Source organism: Blastomonas sp. RAC04, assembly GCF_001713435.1.
In the GTDB taxonomy this organism is placed as follows: Bacteria; Pseudomonadota; Alphaproteobacteria; order Sphingomonadales; family Sphingomonadaceae; genus Blastomonas; species Blastomonas fulva.
Genome location: NZ_CP016460.1, coordinates 1,669,380 through 1,684,838, shown reverse-complemented (window position 1 = coordinate 1,684,838; position 15,459 = coordinate 1,669,380). Strand labels below are relative to the sequence as shown.

Below are 15,459 nucleotides of genomic sequence, written 5' to 3'. Positions count from 1 at the left end.
TGGCTTCAGAGCGCGAGGCTCATCTGCTCGGGCGGCGGGGCGAAGCGTGCGCGCAAGTTTTCGCTGTCGGTCAACCCGCCGGGGCGCCAGTCGGGGGTGGTGATGAACGGCAGCACCTTCTTCACCGAGGCGGTGAGCTTGGCCAGATCGCCGATCCGCACCGCGCCCAGCCGCCGCGCGGCGATGATCCGCTCGACCGCCTTGGTGCCGAGGCCCGGCACGCGCAGCAGCATCTCGCGCGGCGCGCGGTTGATGTCGACCGGAAACGCCTCGCGCCGCTGCAGCGCCCAGGCGAGCTTGGGGTCGATCGTCAGGTCGAGCATGCCGCCGTCTGCGCCTTCCATGATCTCGCCGCGAGAAAAGCCGTAGAAGCGCAGCAGCCAGTCGGCCTGGTACAATCGGTGCTCGCGGATCAGCGGCGGACGCACGGGGGGCAGGTCGCTGCTCGCATCGGGGATCGGGCTGTAGGCGGAGTAATAGACGCGGCGCAGTTTGTACCCCGAATACAGGCTGGTTGCCGATTGCAGTATGTCGTCATCCTTGGCCCCATCAGCGCCGACGATCATCTGGGTCGATTGGCCCGCCGGGGCAAAGCGCGGTGGCTTGGCTTTCTTGAGCAGCCGCCCGCGCGCAGCTTCTGCCGCATCGTCTAGCCCGACGCGCACGCCTGCCATCGTCTTGCGGATCGTCGCCGAGGTTTTTTCTGGCGCGAAGCTCTTGAGCCCTGCTTCGGTGGGCAGTTCGACATTGGTCGAGAGGCGGTCGGCATAGAGGCCTGCACGCGCGATCAGTTCGGGCGAGGCGCCGGCGATGGTCTTCAGGTGAATATAACCCCCGAAACGGTGCTCCTCGCGCAGCAGCCGCGCGACCTCGACCAATTGCTCCATCGTGTAATCTTCCGACCGGATGATACCGGAAGAGAGGAACAGCCCCTCGATATAGTTGCGCTTGTAGAAATCGAGCGTCAGCCGCACGACCTCTTCCGGATTGAACCTCGCGCGCGGCACGTTGCTCGACGCGCGGTTGATGCAGAAGCGGCAGTCATAAATGCAGAAATTGGTGAGCAGGATCTTGAGCAGCGAGATGCAGCGGCCGTCGGGTGCATAGCTGTGGCAGATCCCCATCCCGCCGGTCGATCCGATCCCCTTGGTACCGGTTGAGTCGCGCTTGATCGTTCCCGACGAGGCGCAGGAAGCGTCGTATTTGGCGGCGTCGGCCAGCACGCCCAATTTTTGCAGAATCGGTTTTTCGCTCATGCCACCGATATAGAGTCAAGAACAAAGAAAGAACAGGGGCTTGGCGGTGCTCCGCGCCCGGTCCGTCGCGTTTTCTGCGTACCGGGCGCGTGACCTTTGGGATCAGGATCGGATGAAGGCGAGAATATCGGCGTTGAGCGTGTCGGCGTTGACCGTCAGCATCCCGTGGGAAAGGCCTTCATAGATTTTCAGCGTGGCATCGGGGAGCAGATCGGCCTGCAGCAGCGCGGCGTTCTTGTAAGGCACCACCTGATCGTCATCGCCGTGCAGCACCAGGGTAGGGACGGTCATCGCCTTCAGGTCGTCGGTCTGGTCGGTTTCGGAAAAGGCCTTGATGCCATCGTAATGCGCCTTGGCGCTTCCCATCATGCCCTGCCGCCACCAGTTTTCGACCACCGCCTCATCGGGCTGAGAATCCTCGCGGTTGAAGCCATAGAACGGTCCGGAGGCGACATCGCGGAAGAAGGCGGCGCGGTTGGCGGCGAGGCCGCTGCGAAAGCCGTCGAACACCTCCATGTCGAGTCCGCCGGGGTAGCGCTCGGTCTTGATCATGATCGGCGGCACCGCCGCGACCAGCACGGCCTTGGCGACGCGGCTCTGCGGAATGCCGTGCTGAGCGACATAACGCGCAGCTTCGCCGCCGCCGGTCGAGTGGCCGATGTGCACCGCATTCTTCAGGTCGAGATGCGCGGTGACGGCTGCGGCATCACTGGCATAATGGTCCATGTCATGTCCCTCGCTCACCTGCTGTGACCGGCCATGGCCGCGCCGGTCGTGCGCGACGACGCGGAAGCCCTGATCGAGGAAGAACAACATCTGCGTGTCCCAGTCGTCGGACGACAGCGGCCAGCCATGGTGGAACACGATCGGCTGGGCATCCTTCGGACCCCAGTCCTTGTAGAAAATCTGCGTACCATCGGCTGCGGAAACATAGGCCATCATCGTTCTCCCTTGCTGATCGCGGTGATAGCCCGCGAAAAGGACTCGTCGATGACGCCAGCCTGGCGTCATCATCGCTCCGTACGCACTCGCCTTGTGTCCGGTTGCCGCAAGGGTCAGCCGGGCTTGGGCATCGTCCCTGGACGCAGGAAGGGGAACATGTGCGCGACGAAATCCGCCTTTCCGATGCCCACGCCCTCGGCCCGCAGGATGGCATAGGCGGCCATCACATGGAAATAGAGCTGCGGCAGCGCCCAGTCGCGGACGTATTGCGCGGCGGTGAGATCGAACACCATGCCGTTGGGCAAGGTGTGCGCCAGCGGCGCATCGGGCGACAGATCGGGCGCGTCCGCAGCGGCTGCCTCGACGATCCGCAGCGTCTCGGCGATTCGGGCCCGGGCATCGGCGATCGTCGGCGTGGTCGTGTCGGCGTTGCGCCCGTCCGCCAGCAGCGCGCCGACCGAGGCAGGCATTTCCTCCTGCCGCAGGCGGAAGATGCCCTCCTGCGCCTGGACGCACGAAAAGCAGATCTGGGTGAACAGCGGGAACATGTCCGGCGCGAGCCGCGCGCGCATCATCGCTGCGGCCCTGTCGGCGGGCAGCTGATCCGATGCCTTGTCCAGCCACGCGGAGAGCGCCCCGAGCATCTGGATGTAGGTGGGAACCAGCGTGTCTTTCAGCGTCATGTTCGTCTCCGTGCCTGATGCGCGATCATAGGCCGGGACCCCGTCAGGACAAGGCCTGTCCGCCAGACCGACGCGATACCGCGATCGCTGCGGCATGGCCCGCCGCCAGCGTCACCGCAGCGACCGGCACGAACCACATCGGGTGCGGCAGCGCGAACAGGTTGCCGATGGCGAGCAGCGCGAGGATCCCCGTCACTGCGACCGCGGTCCAGCGCGCCCCTGAGAGCCGGAATGCCAACAGGCTGCCGCCGAAAGCACCCAGCCCGTAACCCGCCGCCACTGCAGCGAACAATGCGTCGCCGGTGATGCGGCCATGCGCGAGCATCTCCACCCCCGCAATCGCGAGCCCTGCAGTGACCGTCCCCAGCACCACCGCCAAAATTTTCCGTCCCATGCTCATGCCAAGCTCCTTTCGATGCCTCGATTAGCAGCGGGCGCAAGCGCAGGATTGAACAAAGGGGTCATCGCGGCATCAGCATGTGCGGGGGATAATGCGCGGCGCGGTGCCGCAACTGGCCGGGGGTGGCGCCGGTGAACCGCTTCATTTCTCGCGTGAGATGCGCCTGATCGGCAAAGCCATGCTCGCACGCCAGCACCGCGAGCGAGAATTGCGGGTCGGCGAGCCTGGGATCGCGCAGCACCGCGTCGATCCGGTGGAGCAGCAGCCAGCGCTTGGGCGCCAGATCGGTACGGCCCGAAAACAGCCTGCGATAGTGCCGCGGGGTCGCCTCGACCGCCCTGGCGAGATCCATCGCGCGGTCGGTGTCGCGACAAGGGGCGGGCAGGGTGATCGCATCGCGGTCGGGCAGCCGTACCTCGAGCCACGCAGCAAAGCGTTCGAACAGCGAGTCCAGGCTGTCCGCAGCCTTGAGCGAATCGCGCAACAGACCTGCCTCGCGGCCGAGCAGCGCCGATAGCCTGGGGGGCGGGGTGCCATTGCCGGGGGGCAGCGTGCCAAGCCAGGCCTTGGCCGCCCAGGGCTGCAGCCGTGCGCCCACCAGCTCGCGCCGACTTTCGGCGCGGGCATATCGCGGGCCGTCCTGCACCGGGGTCACCCAGGCGGTGGCATAGCGATGCTCGGGCATGCCCGGTGCCGCGCGCCACCAGTGGATCCCGCGCAGGCTGACCACGATCTCGACATACGGCTTGGGCAAACCGCAATGCGGTGCCCCCGGATCGTCGAGATGCCACAGCTCGAGCACCGCATGATCGAGTGAAGGCGGCGCGGCGCGGGTGGTGAACCTGACATCGCCCGGCATCGGGTGCGCGACCGGCCCGGCCATGGCGTCAGGGCGCATTTCTTTGCGATGGATCGACCATGAACGCGCCGGGCCGCTTGCCGCCATCGCCGCGCTGCCGCGCAGCCGCTGCCGCCCACCAGCCCAGCTGGTCGAGCGTCCGGTCCAGATAGCCGTCCCAGCGCGCGGCATCGACGCCGGCAAGGTAGGTGCCATCCGCACCGAACACTTCGTGCGCGCGCGGCACATGGATCATCGCCGAGACCGGCAGGCAGCCCAGCTCGGACAGGAAGGTGCGCATGCTGACCGCAGCGCGCGTCCCGCCCCACTGGCCTGCCGAATAGGTGACGATGGCGCTGGGCTTGTACGAGAACAGCGAGCTGCCGAAATGGTTGAGCAGGTCGGCAAGCACCGGGCTCATCATGTGGTTGTATTCGGGGCTGACCATCACATAGCCATCAGCCGCGGCGATCTGCTCGGCAAGCCGGTCGAGCACTTCAGGCGCCGATCCGCGGCGATAAGCGAAATGCGGCTTGAAGGGGTGCGGCAGCTCGATCTCGACCGGATCGACCAGCGTGGCAGGCACCGCCTTTGCCTCCAGCCTGTGCATGCATGCGGCTGCCACCCGTTCGCCAAGCCGCGGCGGTTCGGGCGGGCCGGATATGCGCTCCGATCCCAGTATCACGAGAATGCTGCCGGTCATCTGGCTTTCCTTGCTGAAAAACGGACGCACGCCGATCATGGGCCGCCGGCGCGCGCCAAGCCAGACGTTTTTGCAGTGGGCTCAAGGCGGCGGGACGCCGGGGACCTGCTCGTGAAAGGAAGGAAGTGGTGCCCGGGGACGGGGTCGAACCGCCGACACTGCGATTTTCAATCGCATGCTCTACCAACTGAGCTACCCGGGCATCTGGTGGCACCGACGTGCCGCCTGCATCGCCTCACCGGCGATTTGGAGCGCCGCCTATAGGCAGGGCAGGCGGGGCTTGTCCATAGCAAAATCGCGCGACCGTTCTCCCTTTTCGGATTCGGCCTCAATCATAATCCGCATCGGGCTGGTCGGCGGGCGGGCCGGGGACGCTATAGCCTTCGCCCAGCCATTGCAGCAGGTCGCGGTCCTTGCAGGCCTTGCTGCAAAAGGGTGTGAATTCGGCGCGAGCGGGCTTGCGGCACATCGGGCAGGCGCGCGGATTGGGGCGGGGATCGGTCATGACGTGGTATCTAGGCGGTGCGTTCGGCGAGGACAACCGGGCGCCCGCTGCGGCGCTGCAGTGCTTCGAGCAGCGCCGGTTCGCGTTGCAGCAGCCGCGATTCGTCCGACGCCAGATCGAGCGTGATCGGGCCGGTGCCGCGATCGCGCTCGGCGCTGCGCAGCGCGGCGAGCAGCCGCCAGCGCACCGGGTCTGCAGCATGCAGTTCGATCAGCGAGGCGCGGGTGCGTTTGAGCACGATCTGCATCAGCCCGTAGCCGTTGATCGCGGTGCGCTCGCACGGGATGGTCATTGCGGCGTCGAAATAGTTGGCCACGGCATTGCGATCGGCCTTGTCGGCGAGCGTCGGGAAATCGACGACCACGCCGCCGCCGATGCCGTGGCGGCGGATCGCGAGCGCGCTCTGCGTTGCTGCTGCCAGCCCCAGCGCCCGCGGCGCGATGTCGCCATCGACATCGATCACCATCATCGCAGGGGTGGGCGACAGCGTCAGCGATCCGCCGGTAAAGGCGACCTCGCCGGTTTCAGCCTCGGCCAGCAGATCGTGCCAGCCCGAATCGGCGAGCAGATCGGCTCCGTGCGGTGTGGCGCGGACGATCTCGTGCCCATCGGCGGTGATCCGATCGAGCAGGCTCGGGGTCGCGCGCAACGGCGTATCGGCGGAGACCGCGCGCAGCCTGGCGGGCTTGTGGCGCGCGGTTCCGGCCTCGAACAGGCTTTCGCGCAGCACCTCGGCGCGCAGCATCTTGCCTTCGCTCAGCTCCTTGGGGACCGGCTGCAGCATCGCTTCGCTGCCATCGGCCAGCGCGACGCGCGCGCGGTGGCCGCCTGCGCTTTTCGCCAGCAGCCGCGCCTCGACCACCGCGCCGCAGCCCAGCGCAAGATCGCTGCGCTGGATGCGCGCTTCGATGATGCGGCCATGCTCGATCAGCGCGGCGCGCTCCTCGCCGATGCCGTCTTCGTGGATCCAGTGGGTCATGCGGCGGGGCTCAGCAGACCGGCGGTAACCAGCATGCTGCGCGTTTCGTACAAGGGCAGGCCCATGATGCCGCTATAGCTCCCCGCCATCGAGCGGATCAGTGCCTCGGCGCTGCCCTGGATGGCATAGCCACCCGCCTTGCCCTGCCATTCGCCGCTGGCGATATAGGCGTCGACCTCATCGGCGTGGAGCCGCTTGAAGATGACCGCGCTTTCGGACAGCCGGTGCAGGCTGCGGCCATCGGGCAGCATCAGGGTGACGGCGCTCAGCACCATATGGCGGCGGCCCGAAACCAGCTCGAGGCACATCCGCGCTTCGGCTTCGCTTTCGGCCTTGGGCAGGATGCGGCGGCCGACCGCCACCACGGTATCGCCCGAAAGCACCGCGCTGTCGGGGTGCTGGCTGGCGACGACCTGTGCCTTCTGCGCCGCCATCCGCCGCGCATAGACGCGCGGCAGTTCGGCCTTGATCGGGGTCTCGTCGATATCGGCAGGGACAATGGCATCGGCGGTCACGCCGATCCGCGCCAGCAGCTGCTGGCGTCGCGGACTGGCCGATGCAAGGATGAGCGGGGGCATCGCCGCCATGCTCATTTGAAGCGGTATGTAATCCGGCCCTTGGTCAGATCATAAGGCGTCAGCTCGACCAGAACTTCATCGCCCACCAGCACGCGGATGCGGTTCTTGCGCATCTTGCCGGCGGTGTGGCCCAGGATTTCGTGATCGTTTTCCAGCTTCACGCGGAACATGGCGTTGGGAAGCAGTTCGACCACCTGGCCGCGCATTTCGAGAAGTTCTTCTTTTGCCATTCGGCCCCTGCAATGTGGTTCTGGTTATGACGGCACAAACGGTGTGTCATCGAAATGCGCCGCTGTTCCGGGGAACCGCCTGCGCAAAGGTGAGCGCGCCTTACAGACAAAGCGTGCAAAAGAAAAGACGGGAGTTGATGTCGTCTGTCGCAGCGCTTCGCCGCTTGCGCGAAAATTTGTTACAATTCAGCACTGGCTAAGGCTCGGCCCCGCATCATATTGCACTGCAACAGATAAATTCCCCCTCGCGCCTCTCCCCCGGCGTCCGAACCATAAAAAGAGCCGTACCTAGCCATGATGTTTACGCTGCGCCCCCTTGCCGCCCCGATGCCCCATGCCCGTCCGGCGCTTGGGGTGACGCTTGCCACCGCACTGCTGCTGGCGGGGAGCCCTGCGGCCCTGGCGGCATCGCTTGCCGATACCGAGGCGAATGCCGAGGCAGCCAATGTGGCGATCACGGGGGCGGAAACGGGAGCGGCGATAACGGCCGAAGCCGATCAGGCGCAGACCGCGGCAACCCAGCCCGCCGATACCGAGCCCGACAACGATGGCGATACCATCGTCGTGCGCGCAGAGCGGTTGCGCGGATCGATCCAGACCGATGTGCCTCCGGTGACCGAGCTCAACACCACCGACATCGCAAGCTATGGCGCCTCCTCGCTTGCCGAATTGCTCGCGCAGATCGCGCCGCAGACCGGCAGCGCGCGTGGACGCGGCGGCGATGGCCCGGTGGTGCTGCTCAACGGCCAGCGCGTCTCGGGCTTCCGCGCGATCCGCGATATCCCGCCCGAAGCGATCCAGAAGGTCGAGGTGTTCCCCGAGGAGCTCGCGCTCAAATACGGCTTCCGCCCCGACCAGCGCGTGATCAACTTCATCCTGGTCGACAATTACCAGAGCATTGCCGCCGAGATCGACAACGGCCTGTCCACCCAGGGCGGCTATGGCACCACCGAGTTCGAGGGCACCTTCACCAAGCTGGGCAAGAACACCCGGCTGATCGTCGATGTCGAATACGAGATGGCAACCGCGCTGCGCGAAAGCGAGCGCGGCATCGTCCAGCCCGATAGCAGCGCACCGTTCGCGCTGGGCGGCAATATCGGTGCATCGCCCTTTGGCACGGGCGCCGAGATTTCGCCTGCGCTGAGCGCGCTGGCCGGACGGCCGGTGTCGCTGGCAGGGGTGCCGCAGGGGATCACCGGAGCGCCAGCACTCTCGGCCTTCAATGGTGCCGCGAACACCACCGATCTCGGTGAATTCCGCACGCTGATCCCCAATTCGGACCGCATCCAGGCGAACGCGACCTATATCCGCAATCTGGGGCCGGACACCAATGTCCAGGTCAACGCGACCTACACCAACAATTTCGCGACCTCGCTGCTCGGACTCAACACCGCGACGCTGACCATTCCCGCGACCAATCCGTTTTCGCCCTTTGGTCGCGATGTCACGCTGCTCACCGCGTTCGGTGATCCGCGCAGCATCACCCGCACCATCGACAGCGACACCTATTCACTGGGCTTCAACGCCAACGGCGTGCTGCCCGCCAACTGGAAATGGGCGCTGACCGGGGATTACACCCGGGTCGATACGCTGACGATCATCGACCGCGGCGCGGATGTCTCGGGGCTGCAGGCGGCGATCTCTGCGCCCACCGGCGCGATCAATCCGTTCACTGGCACGCTCGGCACGCTGCTGCCCGCGCTGATCAGCGATTCGGCGCAGAGCCGCAACCAGCTGTTCAATTCGCAGCTGACGGTCAACGGCACCGTGGCCGATCTGCCCGCCGGGCCGATCGCGATGACCCTGGTCGGCGGCTTTGCCCGGCGACTGCAGGATTCGACAGACAGCCGGCTGGCCGGGCAGGGCAACACTTCGCTCACCCGCAGCGAGGCGAACGTCTCGGCCAACATCGATGTGCCGCTGGTCGATCAGTACATGAGCGAATGGTTCGGCAAGCTCTCGATCAACGGCAACCTTGGCTATCGCGAGCTGAGCGATGTCGGCGGGCTGCTGAGCTTCGGCTACGGCCTCAACTGGGCGCCGACCGACACGCTGACGATCCAGGCTTCGCTGATCGCCGAAGAGGCCGCGCCCGGAATCAGCCAGCTGGGCGATCCGCGCATCGTCACCCCCAATATCAGCACCTTCGATCTGGCGCGCAACGAGACCGTGCTCGCGACGATCATCACCGGCGGCAACCCGCTGCTGACCCCCGAGGAACGGCGCGACGTCAAGATTTCGCTCAATTATCGCCCGCCTTTCCTCGAAGGACTGGATTTCCTCGCCGAGTTCATCCGCAACCGCAGCTATGGCACCACCTCGTCCTTCCCGGTGCTGACCCCCGAGATCGAGGCGGCGTTCCCCGACCGCATCATCCGCGACACCGATGGCACGCTGCTGGCGATCGACCAGCGCGCGATCAACTATGACCGGGTGACCAGCGACCGGGTGCGCTACGGCATCAACTTCTCCAAGCGGATCGGCAGCAACGACCAGCGCGGCGGTGGCTTTGGCGGCCCTGGCGCCGGTGGTGGACGCGGTGGCCCGCCGGGCGCTGCCCCGGCTGGCGCGGGCGGCCCTGCGCGCGGCGAAGGCCAGGCGGGCGCTCCTCCCGCAGGCGCCACCCGCGGCGATGCCGCTCCGCGCGGCCCCGGCGCCGGAGCTGGCGCAGCTGCCGGAGGCCCTCCGCGCGGCGGGCCTCCGGGCGGCTTTGGCCCGGGCGGACGCGGTGGTCGCTGGAACGTCTCGATCTATCACACCGTCCGCTTTGCCGAGACGATCCGCATCCGTCCGGGTCTGGCCGACCTCGACCTGCTCGGTGGTTCGGCGACTGGCTCCAGCGGCGGCGTGCCGCGCCATGGCGTTGAGATGGAAGGCGGGCTGTTCCTCAACGGCATCGGCTTGCGCTTCACCGGCAATTACCAGAGCGGATCGCGAGTCGATGGCGGCGGGCTGGTCGGCTCGACCGATCTGCGCTTCAACGACATCGCGACCTTCGGCCTGCGCGCTTTCGTCAACTTCGACAACAAGCCCAAGCTCACCGAAGCGGTGTCGTTCCTCAAGGGAAGCCGGCTGCGGCTGTCGGTCGACAACATCTTCAACGCACAGCAGCGCGTGACCACACAGGATGGCACCGTGCCGCTGCGCTACCAGCCCGGCTTCATCGACCCGCAGGGCCGCGTGATCTCGCTGAGCTTCCGAAAGCGCTTCTGAAACAGCGCCAACCAGCGCCAAATTTGCCATGGCTTTTGCAAGTTCCGGCAGGTAAAGACGCCAGCTTGAGCCGGGGCGGACGCCTTTCGGCAAGGGTTTTGATTCAGGGAGTCCCAATTGGCGCTGACACCTAACAAGGACGCAGATGCCGCGCGCGACAACATGTTCATGCGTGAGGTCGATGATGCCCTGCGGCAGGACCAGATGGCTGGAATCGTCCAGAATTACGGCAAGATCATCCTGATCGGCATCGTCGTTGTGCTGCTCGCTCTGGGCGGCTGGTTCTATTACCGCCATGCCACCGCAGAAGCGGCCGGCGAGCGCGGCGAAGAGCTGACCAACGCGCTGGATGCGGTGCGCAACAACAACCTCAGCGGCGCGGCCAATGCGCTCAAGCCGCTCGAAACCGCCGATCAGCCGGGCTATCGCGCAGTTTCGCAGCTGCTGGCCGCAGGCATCGCGCAGGAACAGGACAACCCCAAGGCGGCTGCCGCAACCTTCGCCAAGGTCGCGGTGGACGAAAGCCTGCCGCAGCCGCTGCGCGATCTGGCGCTGATCCGCCAGACCGCTGCGGAATATGACAGCCTCAAGCCCGCCGATGTCATCGCGCGGCTCAAGCCGCTGGCCGTGCCGGGCAATCCCTGGTTCGGCAGCGCAGGCGAGATGGTCGCCATCGCGCACATGCGCATGAACAAGCCCGATCTTGCAGGACCATTGTTTCTGCAACTGTCGGAAGATAAGCAGGTGCCTGAAACCATTCGTTCACGTAGCCGTCAGTTGGCTGGTGTCATGGGCGTCGATGCGGTGAGTGATCCCAGCAAGGCCCAGGGCGTTGCAGAACCTGTCACGGCGGCACTTTCCGCGCCGGCCGCGGGACAGTAATATCAAGTTTGCGGGTCGCTACCGTTGATGATGCACTATTGAAGATTCGGGAGCTGGACTGGCAATGCAAAAAGCGAAATGGGCAATGATTCTCGCGCTGTCGGCTACTGTCGCCGGGTGCGGTGTGCTGGGCGGCAAGGACAAGCCCAAGATCACGCCGACCGTGGGCAACCGCACCGCGATCCTCACCCGCGCGGAAAGCGGCGCGGAAGTCGACAAGGACCTCGCAGGCGTTTCGGTGATCCTGCCTGCGCCCGTCACCAACGCCAACTGGAACCAGCCCGGCGGCAGCGCGACCAAGGCGATCGGCCATCTGTCGATCGGCGAGACGATCACGCGCGCCTGGTCGGCCAAGATCGCAGGCTCCAGCCTGCGCGTCCGGCTGGCGGCGGCTCCCGTGGTCTATGGCGGACGGCTGTATGCGGTCGATACCGATGGCATGGTCCACGCCTTCGATACCGCCACCGGTGCCAAGGTGTGGCAGGTTGCACTCGAAGCGCGTGATGACGGTTCGGCCTCGGTGTTCGGCGGCGGCGTCAGCGCCGATGCGACCCGTGTCTATGCCACAAACGGCGTGGGAGAGGTCGCTGCGCTCAATTCCGCCGATGGCTCGCAGATCTGGCGGGTGAAGCCTGCTGGACCCTTGCGCGGCGCGCCGACGCTGGCGTTCGGTTCGGTCTATGTGATGACCCAGGACAACCAGCTTGTCTCGCTCAACCAGGCAGATGGCTCCATTGCCTGGCAGCAGGGCGGATCGCTGGGCCAGGCCGGCGTGTTCGGCGTTGCCGCTCCCGCGGCAGGCCAAGGCACCGTGGTCGCGGGCTTCTCGAGCGGCGAGCTCATCGCCTATCGCTATGAAAACGGCCGCAACCTGTGGTCCGATGCGCTTGCGCGCACCAGCATCTCGACCTCGGTGTCGTCGCTGACCGATATCGATGCCGACCCGATCATCGATCGCGGCCGCGTCTATGCGGTGGGAGAGGGCGGCCGCATGGCGGCGTACGAACTCGTTACCGGACAGCGCATCTGGGAACTCAACATCGCAGGCATTTCGACCCCGGTGATCGCGGGCGAATGGCTGTTCGTGCTGACCGACGATGCGCGCATCCTGTGCATCGCGCGTGCCACCGGCAAGGTGCGCTGGTCGACCCAACTGCAGCAGTATCGCAAGGAAAAGAAGAAGGAAGGCCAGGTCCACTGGAACGGCCCCGTGCTGGCCGGCGGACGCCTGTTCACCGTCGATACGCTGGGCGAGATCGGTGTGGTCAATCCTTCTGACGGCAGCTTCAGCGTATTGTTCGACGTGAAGGAAAAGGTCTCGCTGCCTCCGATCGTCGCGGACAACACGCTGTACGTCCTGGACGATGGCGGAACGATCACCGCGTTCCGCTGACACCGGCTAAAGCGACGCACCTGATCGCGGGGGGAGACAAAACCGCTTTCCCGCGATACAGGCGTGCGCATGTTACCTGAAATCGTCATCATCGGCCGACCCAATGTCGGCAAATCCACTTTGTTCAACCGTCTGGTGGGCAAGAAGCTGGCGCTGGTCGATGACCAGCCCGGTGTTACGCGCGACCGGCGTCTGGGCAAGGCGGAGCTGCTCGGCCTGCACTTCCAGATCGTCGATACCGCAGGCTATGAGGACGAGGACCCCGAAACGCTCCCCGGTCGCATGCGCCGCCAGACCGAGCAGGCGGTCGCGACCGCCCGCGCGGCGCTGTTCGTGTTCGATGCCCGCGCCGGAATCACCCCGCTGGACGAGGAAATCGCGCGCTGGCTGCGCACCACTAAGACCCCGATCATCCTGATGGGCAACAAGGCCGAGGGCCGCGCTGCCGATGGCGGGCTGATGGAATCCTATTCGCTGGGCCTGGGCGAGCCGATCGCGTTCAGCGCCGAGCACGGCGTGGGGCTTGCCGAGCTTTTCGACGCGCTGCGCCCGCTGATCGAGGACTGGGACGAGGGCGGCGATGACGACACGCAGCTGCCCGCGGTCAACATCGATGCCGAATCGGTGGACGAGAACGCGCTGGAGGCTGCACCGCTGCAGCTCGCCATCGTCGGTCGCCCCAATGCAGGCAAATCCACGCTGATCAACACCATCCTGGGCGAGGACCGGCTGATCACCGGGCCCGAGGCCGGGATCACCCGCGATTCGATCGCGATAGACTGGACCTGGAACCCCGCCGACGGCGCGCCCTCGCGCCCCGTGCGGCTGATCGATACCGCCGGCATGCGCAAGAAGGCCAAGGTGGTCGACAAGCTCGAAAAGCTCTCGGTCGCCGATGCGCGCCGTGCGATCGATTATGCCGAGGTGGTGGTGCTGCTGCTCGATGCGACCCGCGGGCTGGAACTGCAGGAGCTCAAGATCGCCGACAACGTGATCAAGGAAGGCCGCGCGCTGATCATCGCGATCAACAAATGGGATGTGGCGCAGGACGCCTCGAGCCTGTTCAACGGCATCAAGGCCGCGCTCGACGAAGGTCTGGCGCAGCTCAAGGGCGTGCCCGTGCTCACCATATCGGGCATCACCGGCAAGGGCATCGACACGCTGATCAAGGTCGCGTTCGAAACGCGCACCGCGTGGTCGCGGCGCGTCTCCACCGGCAAGCTCAACCGCTGGTTCGAAATGGCGATCGAAACCAACCCGCCTCCTGCGCCCGGCGGCAAGCGGATCAAGCTGCGCTACATGACGCAGGCCAAGGTCCGCCCGCCCGGTTTCATCATCTTTGGCACCCGGGTGGAGGAGCTGCCCGAGAGCTATTCGCGCTATCTGATCAACAGCCTGCGGCGTGACCTGGACTTTGGCGCGGTTCCGGTGCGGCTGACCTATCGCGCGCCCAAGAACCCGTTCGCCAAGGACTGACTGCGGGCAAGCGGCCTATTGTGCGAAAATTGCGGGCATCCGCGCGCGGTTATTGGGACGTTGCAAGACTTCGTTTACCATTGTCGGGGTAATTTACTCTCGGAGTGCTTTGGGGCACGACGGGAGATTGCATCATGTCCTATCTAGAGGCGCCGTTGATCAGCTGGTCGACCTTTGCAGAGGCGCGTGCCACGTTGGGGACCGATTTCGTGCGCATTCTGGGCTATTTCCGCGAAGACGGCACAAAGTCCGTCGACGCGATCGAGGCCGCGATGCGCGACAAGAGCGCTGCCAGGCTGGTGCTGCCTGCGCACACGCTCAAGGGCGAATCATGGCAGTTCGGCGCCGAGCAGCTGGCGATGCTGGCCGAGAAGATCGAGATGACCGCGCGCCATTGTGTCGAAACCCAGCAGGAACCCGACGAGCTGCTCGAGGATATCGTAGGGCTGCGCGATGTGTTCCGCCTGTCGCTGGCGTCGCTTGAAAAGGAGGCCAACCCGCTGGTCGAACGCCGCAGCTTCGGCCGCCGCACGCCGGTCGCGGGCGCCGCAATGGGCGCGCAGCGCAGCTTCGGGCGCGGCTGACCGCGTCTCTCCTTCTGCCCATGGCTTGACCAGGCAGCTTTGCAGTCATATCTGGGCGGCATGGCTATCCTCCCTATTCTTGAAGTGCCCGATCCGCGGTTGAAGACCGTCTCCACACCCGTCGAGACGTTCGACGAAGACCTGCGCACGCTCGTCGCCGACATGTTCGAAACGATGTACGACGCGCCCGGCATCGGGCTGGCCGCGATCCAGGTCGGCGTGCCCAAGCGCGTGCTGGTGATCGATCTGCAGCACGAGGGCGAAGACGGCGAGCTGGTCAAGACCCCGCGGGTGTTCATCAACCCCGAAATCCTCGATCCCTCGGACGAGCACACGCTGTACAACGAGGGCTGCCTGTCGGTCCCCGATCAGTATGCCGAGGTCGAGCGTCCCTCGACGATCCGCGCCCGCTGGCAGGATCTGGACGGCAAGGTGCATGAAGAGGCGATGGACGGGCTGATGGCGACCTGCCTGCAGCACGAGATGGACCACCTCGAAGGCATCCTCTTCATCGATCACCTCTCGCGCCTCAAGCGCCAGATGGTGCTGAAAAAGCTTGAGAAGCTGCGCAAGGCGGCTTGATCGCCAACGTTTTGACAGCTTAGATCAGATCGTCACCCCCGCGTATGCGGGGGTCCCGCTTCTGCGCGTACGTTACGCCAAAGCGGGATTCCCGCATTCGCGGGAATGACGGGTATACTACCCAGTTGTTTCCCCCGCGAAGGCGGCGGCAGTTGTCCCCAGAGCGATGGCTTTGCCCCATTGCCAAGCCTTCCCCTGCGCTTTAGGTTCGCTTT

16 protein-coding genes and 1 tRNA gene are annotated in these 15,459 nt (G+C 65.7%); 6 read left to right on the top strand and 11 right to left on the bottom strand.

All coding sequences use genetic code 11. The features are described 5' to 3' along the window. Positions 1-5 precede the first annotated feature (5 nt). The 11 genes from BSY18_RS08940 to infA form a co-directional block, all read right to left on the bottom strand. Positions 6-1,256 carry a putative DNA modification/repair radical SAM protein gene (locus BSY18_RS08940; RefSeq protein WP_069050357.1) on the bottom strand — a complete coding sequence of 417 codons (1,251 nt, stop codon included), beginning with the start codon at positions 1,254-1,256 and terminating at the stop codon, positions 6-8. A 102-nt stretch (positions 1,257-1,358) separates the two neighbouring features. Further along, positions 1,359-2,195: an alpha/beta fold hydrolase gene (locus BSY18_RS08935; RefSeq protein WP_069051819.1), complete on the bottom strand. Its 837-nt coding sequence runs from the start codon at positions 2,193-2,195 to the stop codon at positions 1,359-1,361. Positions 2,196-2,311: 116 nt separating this feature from the next. Beyond that, positions 2,312-2,881, bottom strand: a complete 570-nt coding sequence (locus BSY18_RS08930; RefSeq protein WP_069050356.1) for a DUF1993 family protein — start codon at positions 2,879-2,881, stop codon at positions 2,312-2,314. Positions 2,882-2,924: 43 nt separating this feature from the next. Then, a complete protein-coding gene (locus BSY18_RS08925) occupies positions 2,925-3,275 on the bottom strand; it encodes a hypothetical protein (protein ID WP_150126243.1) in 351 nt (116 codons plus the stop codon). Between the two features lie 67 nt (positions 3,276-3,342). After that, entirely contained in the window at positions 3,343-4,179 is an 837-nt protein-coding gene (locus BSY18_RS08920) for a helix-turn-helix transcriptional regulator (RefSeq protein ID WP_069050354.1), read from the bottom strand. Continuing rightward, the gene (locus BSY18_RS08915) at positions 4,169-4,822 is read right to left on the bottom strand and encodes an NADPH-dependent FMN reductase (RefSeq protein WP_069051818.1); all 654 of its coding nucleotides are present in this window, start codon (positions 4,820-4,822) and stop codon (positions 4,169-4,171) included. Before BSY18_RS08915 ends, BSY18_RS08920 begins: the two co-directional genes overlap by 11 nt. Before the next feature lie 126 nt (positions 4,823-4,948). Continuing rightward, positions 4,949-5,024, bottom strand: a tRNA-Phe gene (locus BSY18_RS08910). A 126-nt stretch (positions 5,025-5,150) separates the two neighbouring features. Further along, entirely contained in the window at positions 5,151-5,327 is a 177-nt protein-coding gene (locus BSY18_RS08905) for a DNA gyrase inhibitor YacG (RefSeq protein ID WP_054134729.1), read from the bottom strand. A gap of 10 nt (positions 5,328-5,337) precedes the next feature. Further along, on the bottom strand, positions 5,338-6,306 hold the full coding sequence (locus BSY18_RS08900) for a ribonuclease E/G (protein ID WP_069050353.1): 969 nt from the start codon (positions 6,304-6,306) through the stop codon (positions 5,338-5,340). Continuing rightward, a complete protein-coding gene (locus tag BSY18_RS08895; protein ID WP_442856573.1) occupies positions 6,303-6,899 on the bottom strand; it encodes a Maf family protein in 597 nt (198 codons plus the stop codon). The genes BSY18_RS08900 and BSY18_RS08895 overlap by 4 nt, the downstream gene beginning before the upstream one ends. After that, entirely contained in the window at positions 6,896-7,114 is a 219-nt protein-coding gene (gene infA / locus BSY18_RS08890) for a translation initiation factor IF-1 (protein WP_010162480.1), read from the bottom strand. Before infA ends, BSY18_RS08895 begins: the two co-directional genes overlap by 4 nt. A 327-nt stretch (positions 7,115-7,441) precedes the next feature. Between infA and BSY18_RS08885 the strand changes: the two genes are divergently transcribed. From BSY18_RS08885 to def, 6 genes are all read left to right on the top strand, one after another. Further along, a complete protein-coding gene (locus BSY18_RS08885; RefSeq protein WP_069050352.1) occupies positions 7,442-10,327 on the top strand; it encodes a TonB-dependent receptor plug domain-containing protein in 2,886 nt (961 codons plus the stop codon). A gap of 117 nt (positions 10,328-10,444) precedes the next feature. Further along, positions 10,445-11,209 (top strand): tetratricopeptide repeat protein, encoded by a 765-nt coding sequence (locus BSY18_RS08880; protein WP_069050351.1) that lies wholly within the window; start codon positions 10,445-10,447, stop codon positions 11,207-11,209. A 64-nt stretch (positions 11,210-11,273) separates the two neighbouring features. Beyond that, the gene (locus BSY18_RS08875; RefSeq protein WP_069050350.1) at positions 11,274-12,602 is read left to right on the top strand and encodes an outer membrane protein assembly factor BamB family protein; all 1,329 of its coding nucleotides are present in this window, start codon (positions 11,274-11,276) and stop codon (positions 12,600-12,602) included. A gap of 69 nt (positions 12,603-12,671) precedes the next feature. Further along, complete coding sequence (gene der / locus BSY18_RS08870) at positions 12,672-14,078, top strand: ribosome biogenesis GTPase Der (protein WP_054134724.1); 1,407 nt, start codon at positions 12,672-12,674, stop codon at positions 14,076-14,078. Positions 14,079-14,212: 134 nt separating this feature from the next. Continuing rightward, a complete protein-coding gene (locus tag BSY18_RS08865) occupies positions 14,213-14,662 on the top strand; it encodes an Hpt domain-containing protein (RefSeq protein WP_069050349.1) in 450 nt (149 codons plus the stop codon). A gap of 60 nt (positions 14,663-14,722) precedes the next feature. Next, the gene (gene def, locus BSY18_RS08860) at positions 14,723-15,244 is read left to right on the top strand and encodes a peptide deformylase (RefSeq protein ID WP_054134722.1); all 522 of its coding nucleotides are present in this window, start codon (positions 14,723-14,725) and stop codon (positions 15,242-15,244) included. Positions 15,245-15,459 lie beyond the last annotated feature (215 nt).

Bases quoted from the DNA above. Each gene is read 5' to 3' on its own strand.
- BSY18_RS08895 (WP_442856573.1), bottom strand. From the start codon at position 6,899: ATGAGCATGGCGGCGATGCCCCCGCTCATCCTTGCATCGGCCAGTCCG.
- BSY18_RS08925 (WP_150126243.1), bottom strand. From the start codon at position 3,275: ATGGGACGGAAAATTTTGGCGGTGGTGCTGGGGACGGTCACTGCAGGG.
- BSY18_RS08875 (WP_069050350.1), top strand. From the start codon at position 11,274: ATGCAAAAAGCGAAATGGGCAATGATTCTCGCGCTGTCGGCTACTGTC.
- def (WP_054134722.1), top strand. From the start codon at position 14,723: ATGGCTATCCTCCCTATTCTTGAAGTGCCCGATCCGCGGTTGAAGACC.
- BSY18_RS08920 (WP_069050354.1), bottom strand. From the start codon at position 4,179: ATGCGCCCTGACGCCATGGCCGGGCCGGTCGCGCACCCGATGCCGGGC.
- BSY18_RS08900 (WP_069050353.1), bottom strand. From the start codon at position 6,306: ATGACCCACTGGATCCACGAAGACGGCATCGGCGAGGAGCGCGCCGCG.
- BSY18_RS08935 (WP_069051819.1), bottom strand. From the start codon at position 2,195: ATGGCCTATGTTTCCGCAGCCGATGGTACGCAGATTTTCTACAAGGAC.
- der (WP_054134724.1), top strand. From the start codon at position 12,672: ATGTTACCTGAAATCGTCATCATCGGCCGACCCAATGTCGGCAAATCC.
- BSY18_RS08865 (WP_069050349.1), top strand. From the start codon at position 14,213: ATGTCCTATCTAGAGGCGCCGTTGATCAGCTGGTCGACCTTTGCAGAG.
- BSY18_RS08915 (WP_069051818.1), bottom strand. From the start codon at position 4,822: ATGACCGGCAGCATTCTCGTGATACTGGGATCGGAGCGCATATCCGGC.
- BSY18_RS08905 (WP_054134729.1), bottom strand. From the start codon at position 5,327: ATGACCGATCCCCGCCCCAATCCGCGCGCCTGCCCGATGTGCCGCAAG.
- infA (WP_010162480.1), bottom strand. From the start codon at position 7,114: ATGGCAAAAGAAGAACTTCTCGAAATGCGCGGCCAGGTGGTCGAACTG.
- BSY18_RS08885 (WP_069050352.1), top strand. From the start codon at position 7,442: ATGCCCCATGCCCGTCCGGCGCTTGGGGTGACGCTTGCCACCGCACTG.
- BSY18_RS08940 (WP_069050357.1), bottom strand. From the start codon at position 1,256: ATGAGCGAAAAACCGATTCTGCAAAAATTGGGCGTGCTGGCCGACGCC.
- BSY18_RS08930 (WP_069050356.1), bottom strand. From the start codon at position 2,881: ATGACGCTGAAAGACACGCTGGTTCCCACCTACATCCAGATGCTCGGG.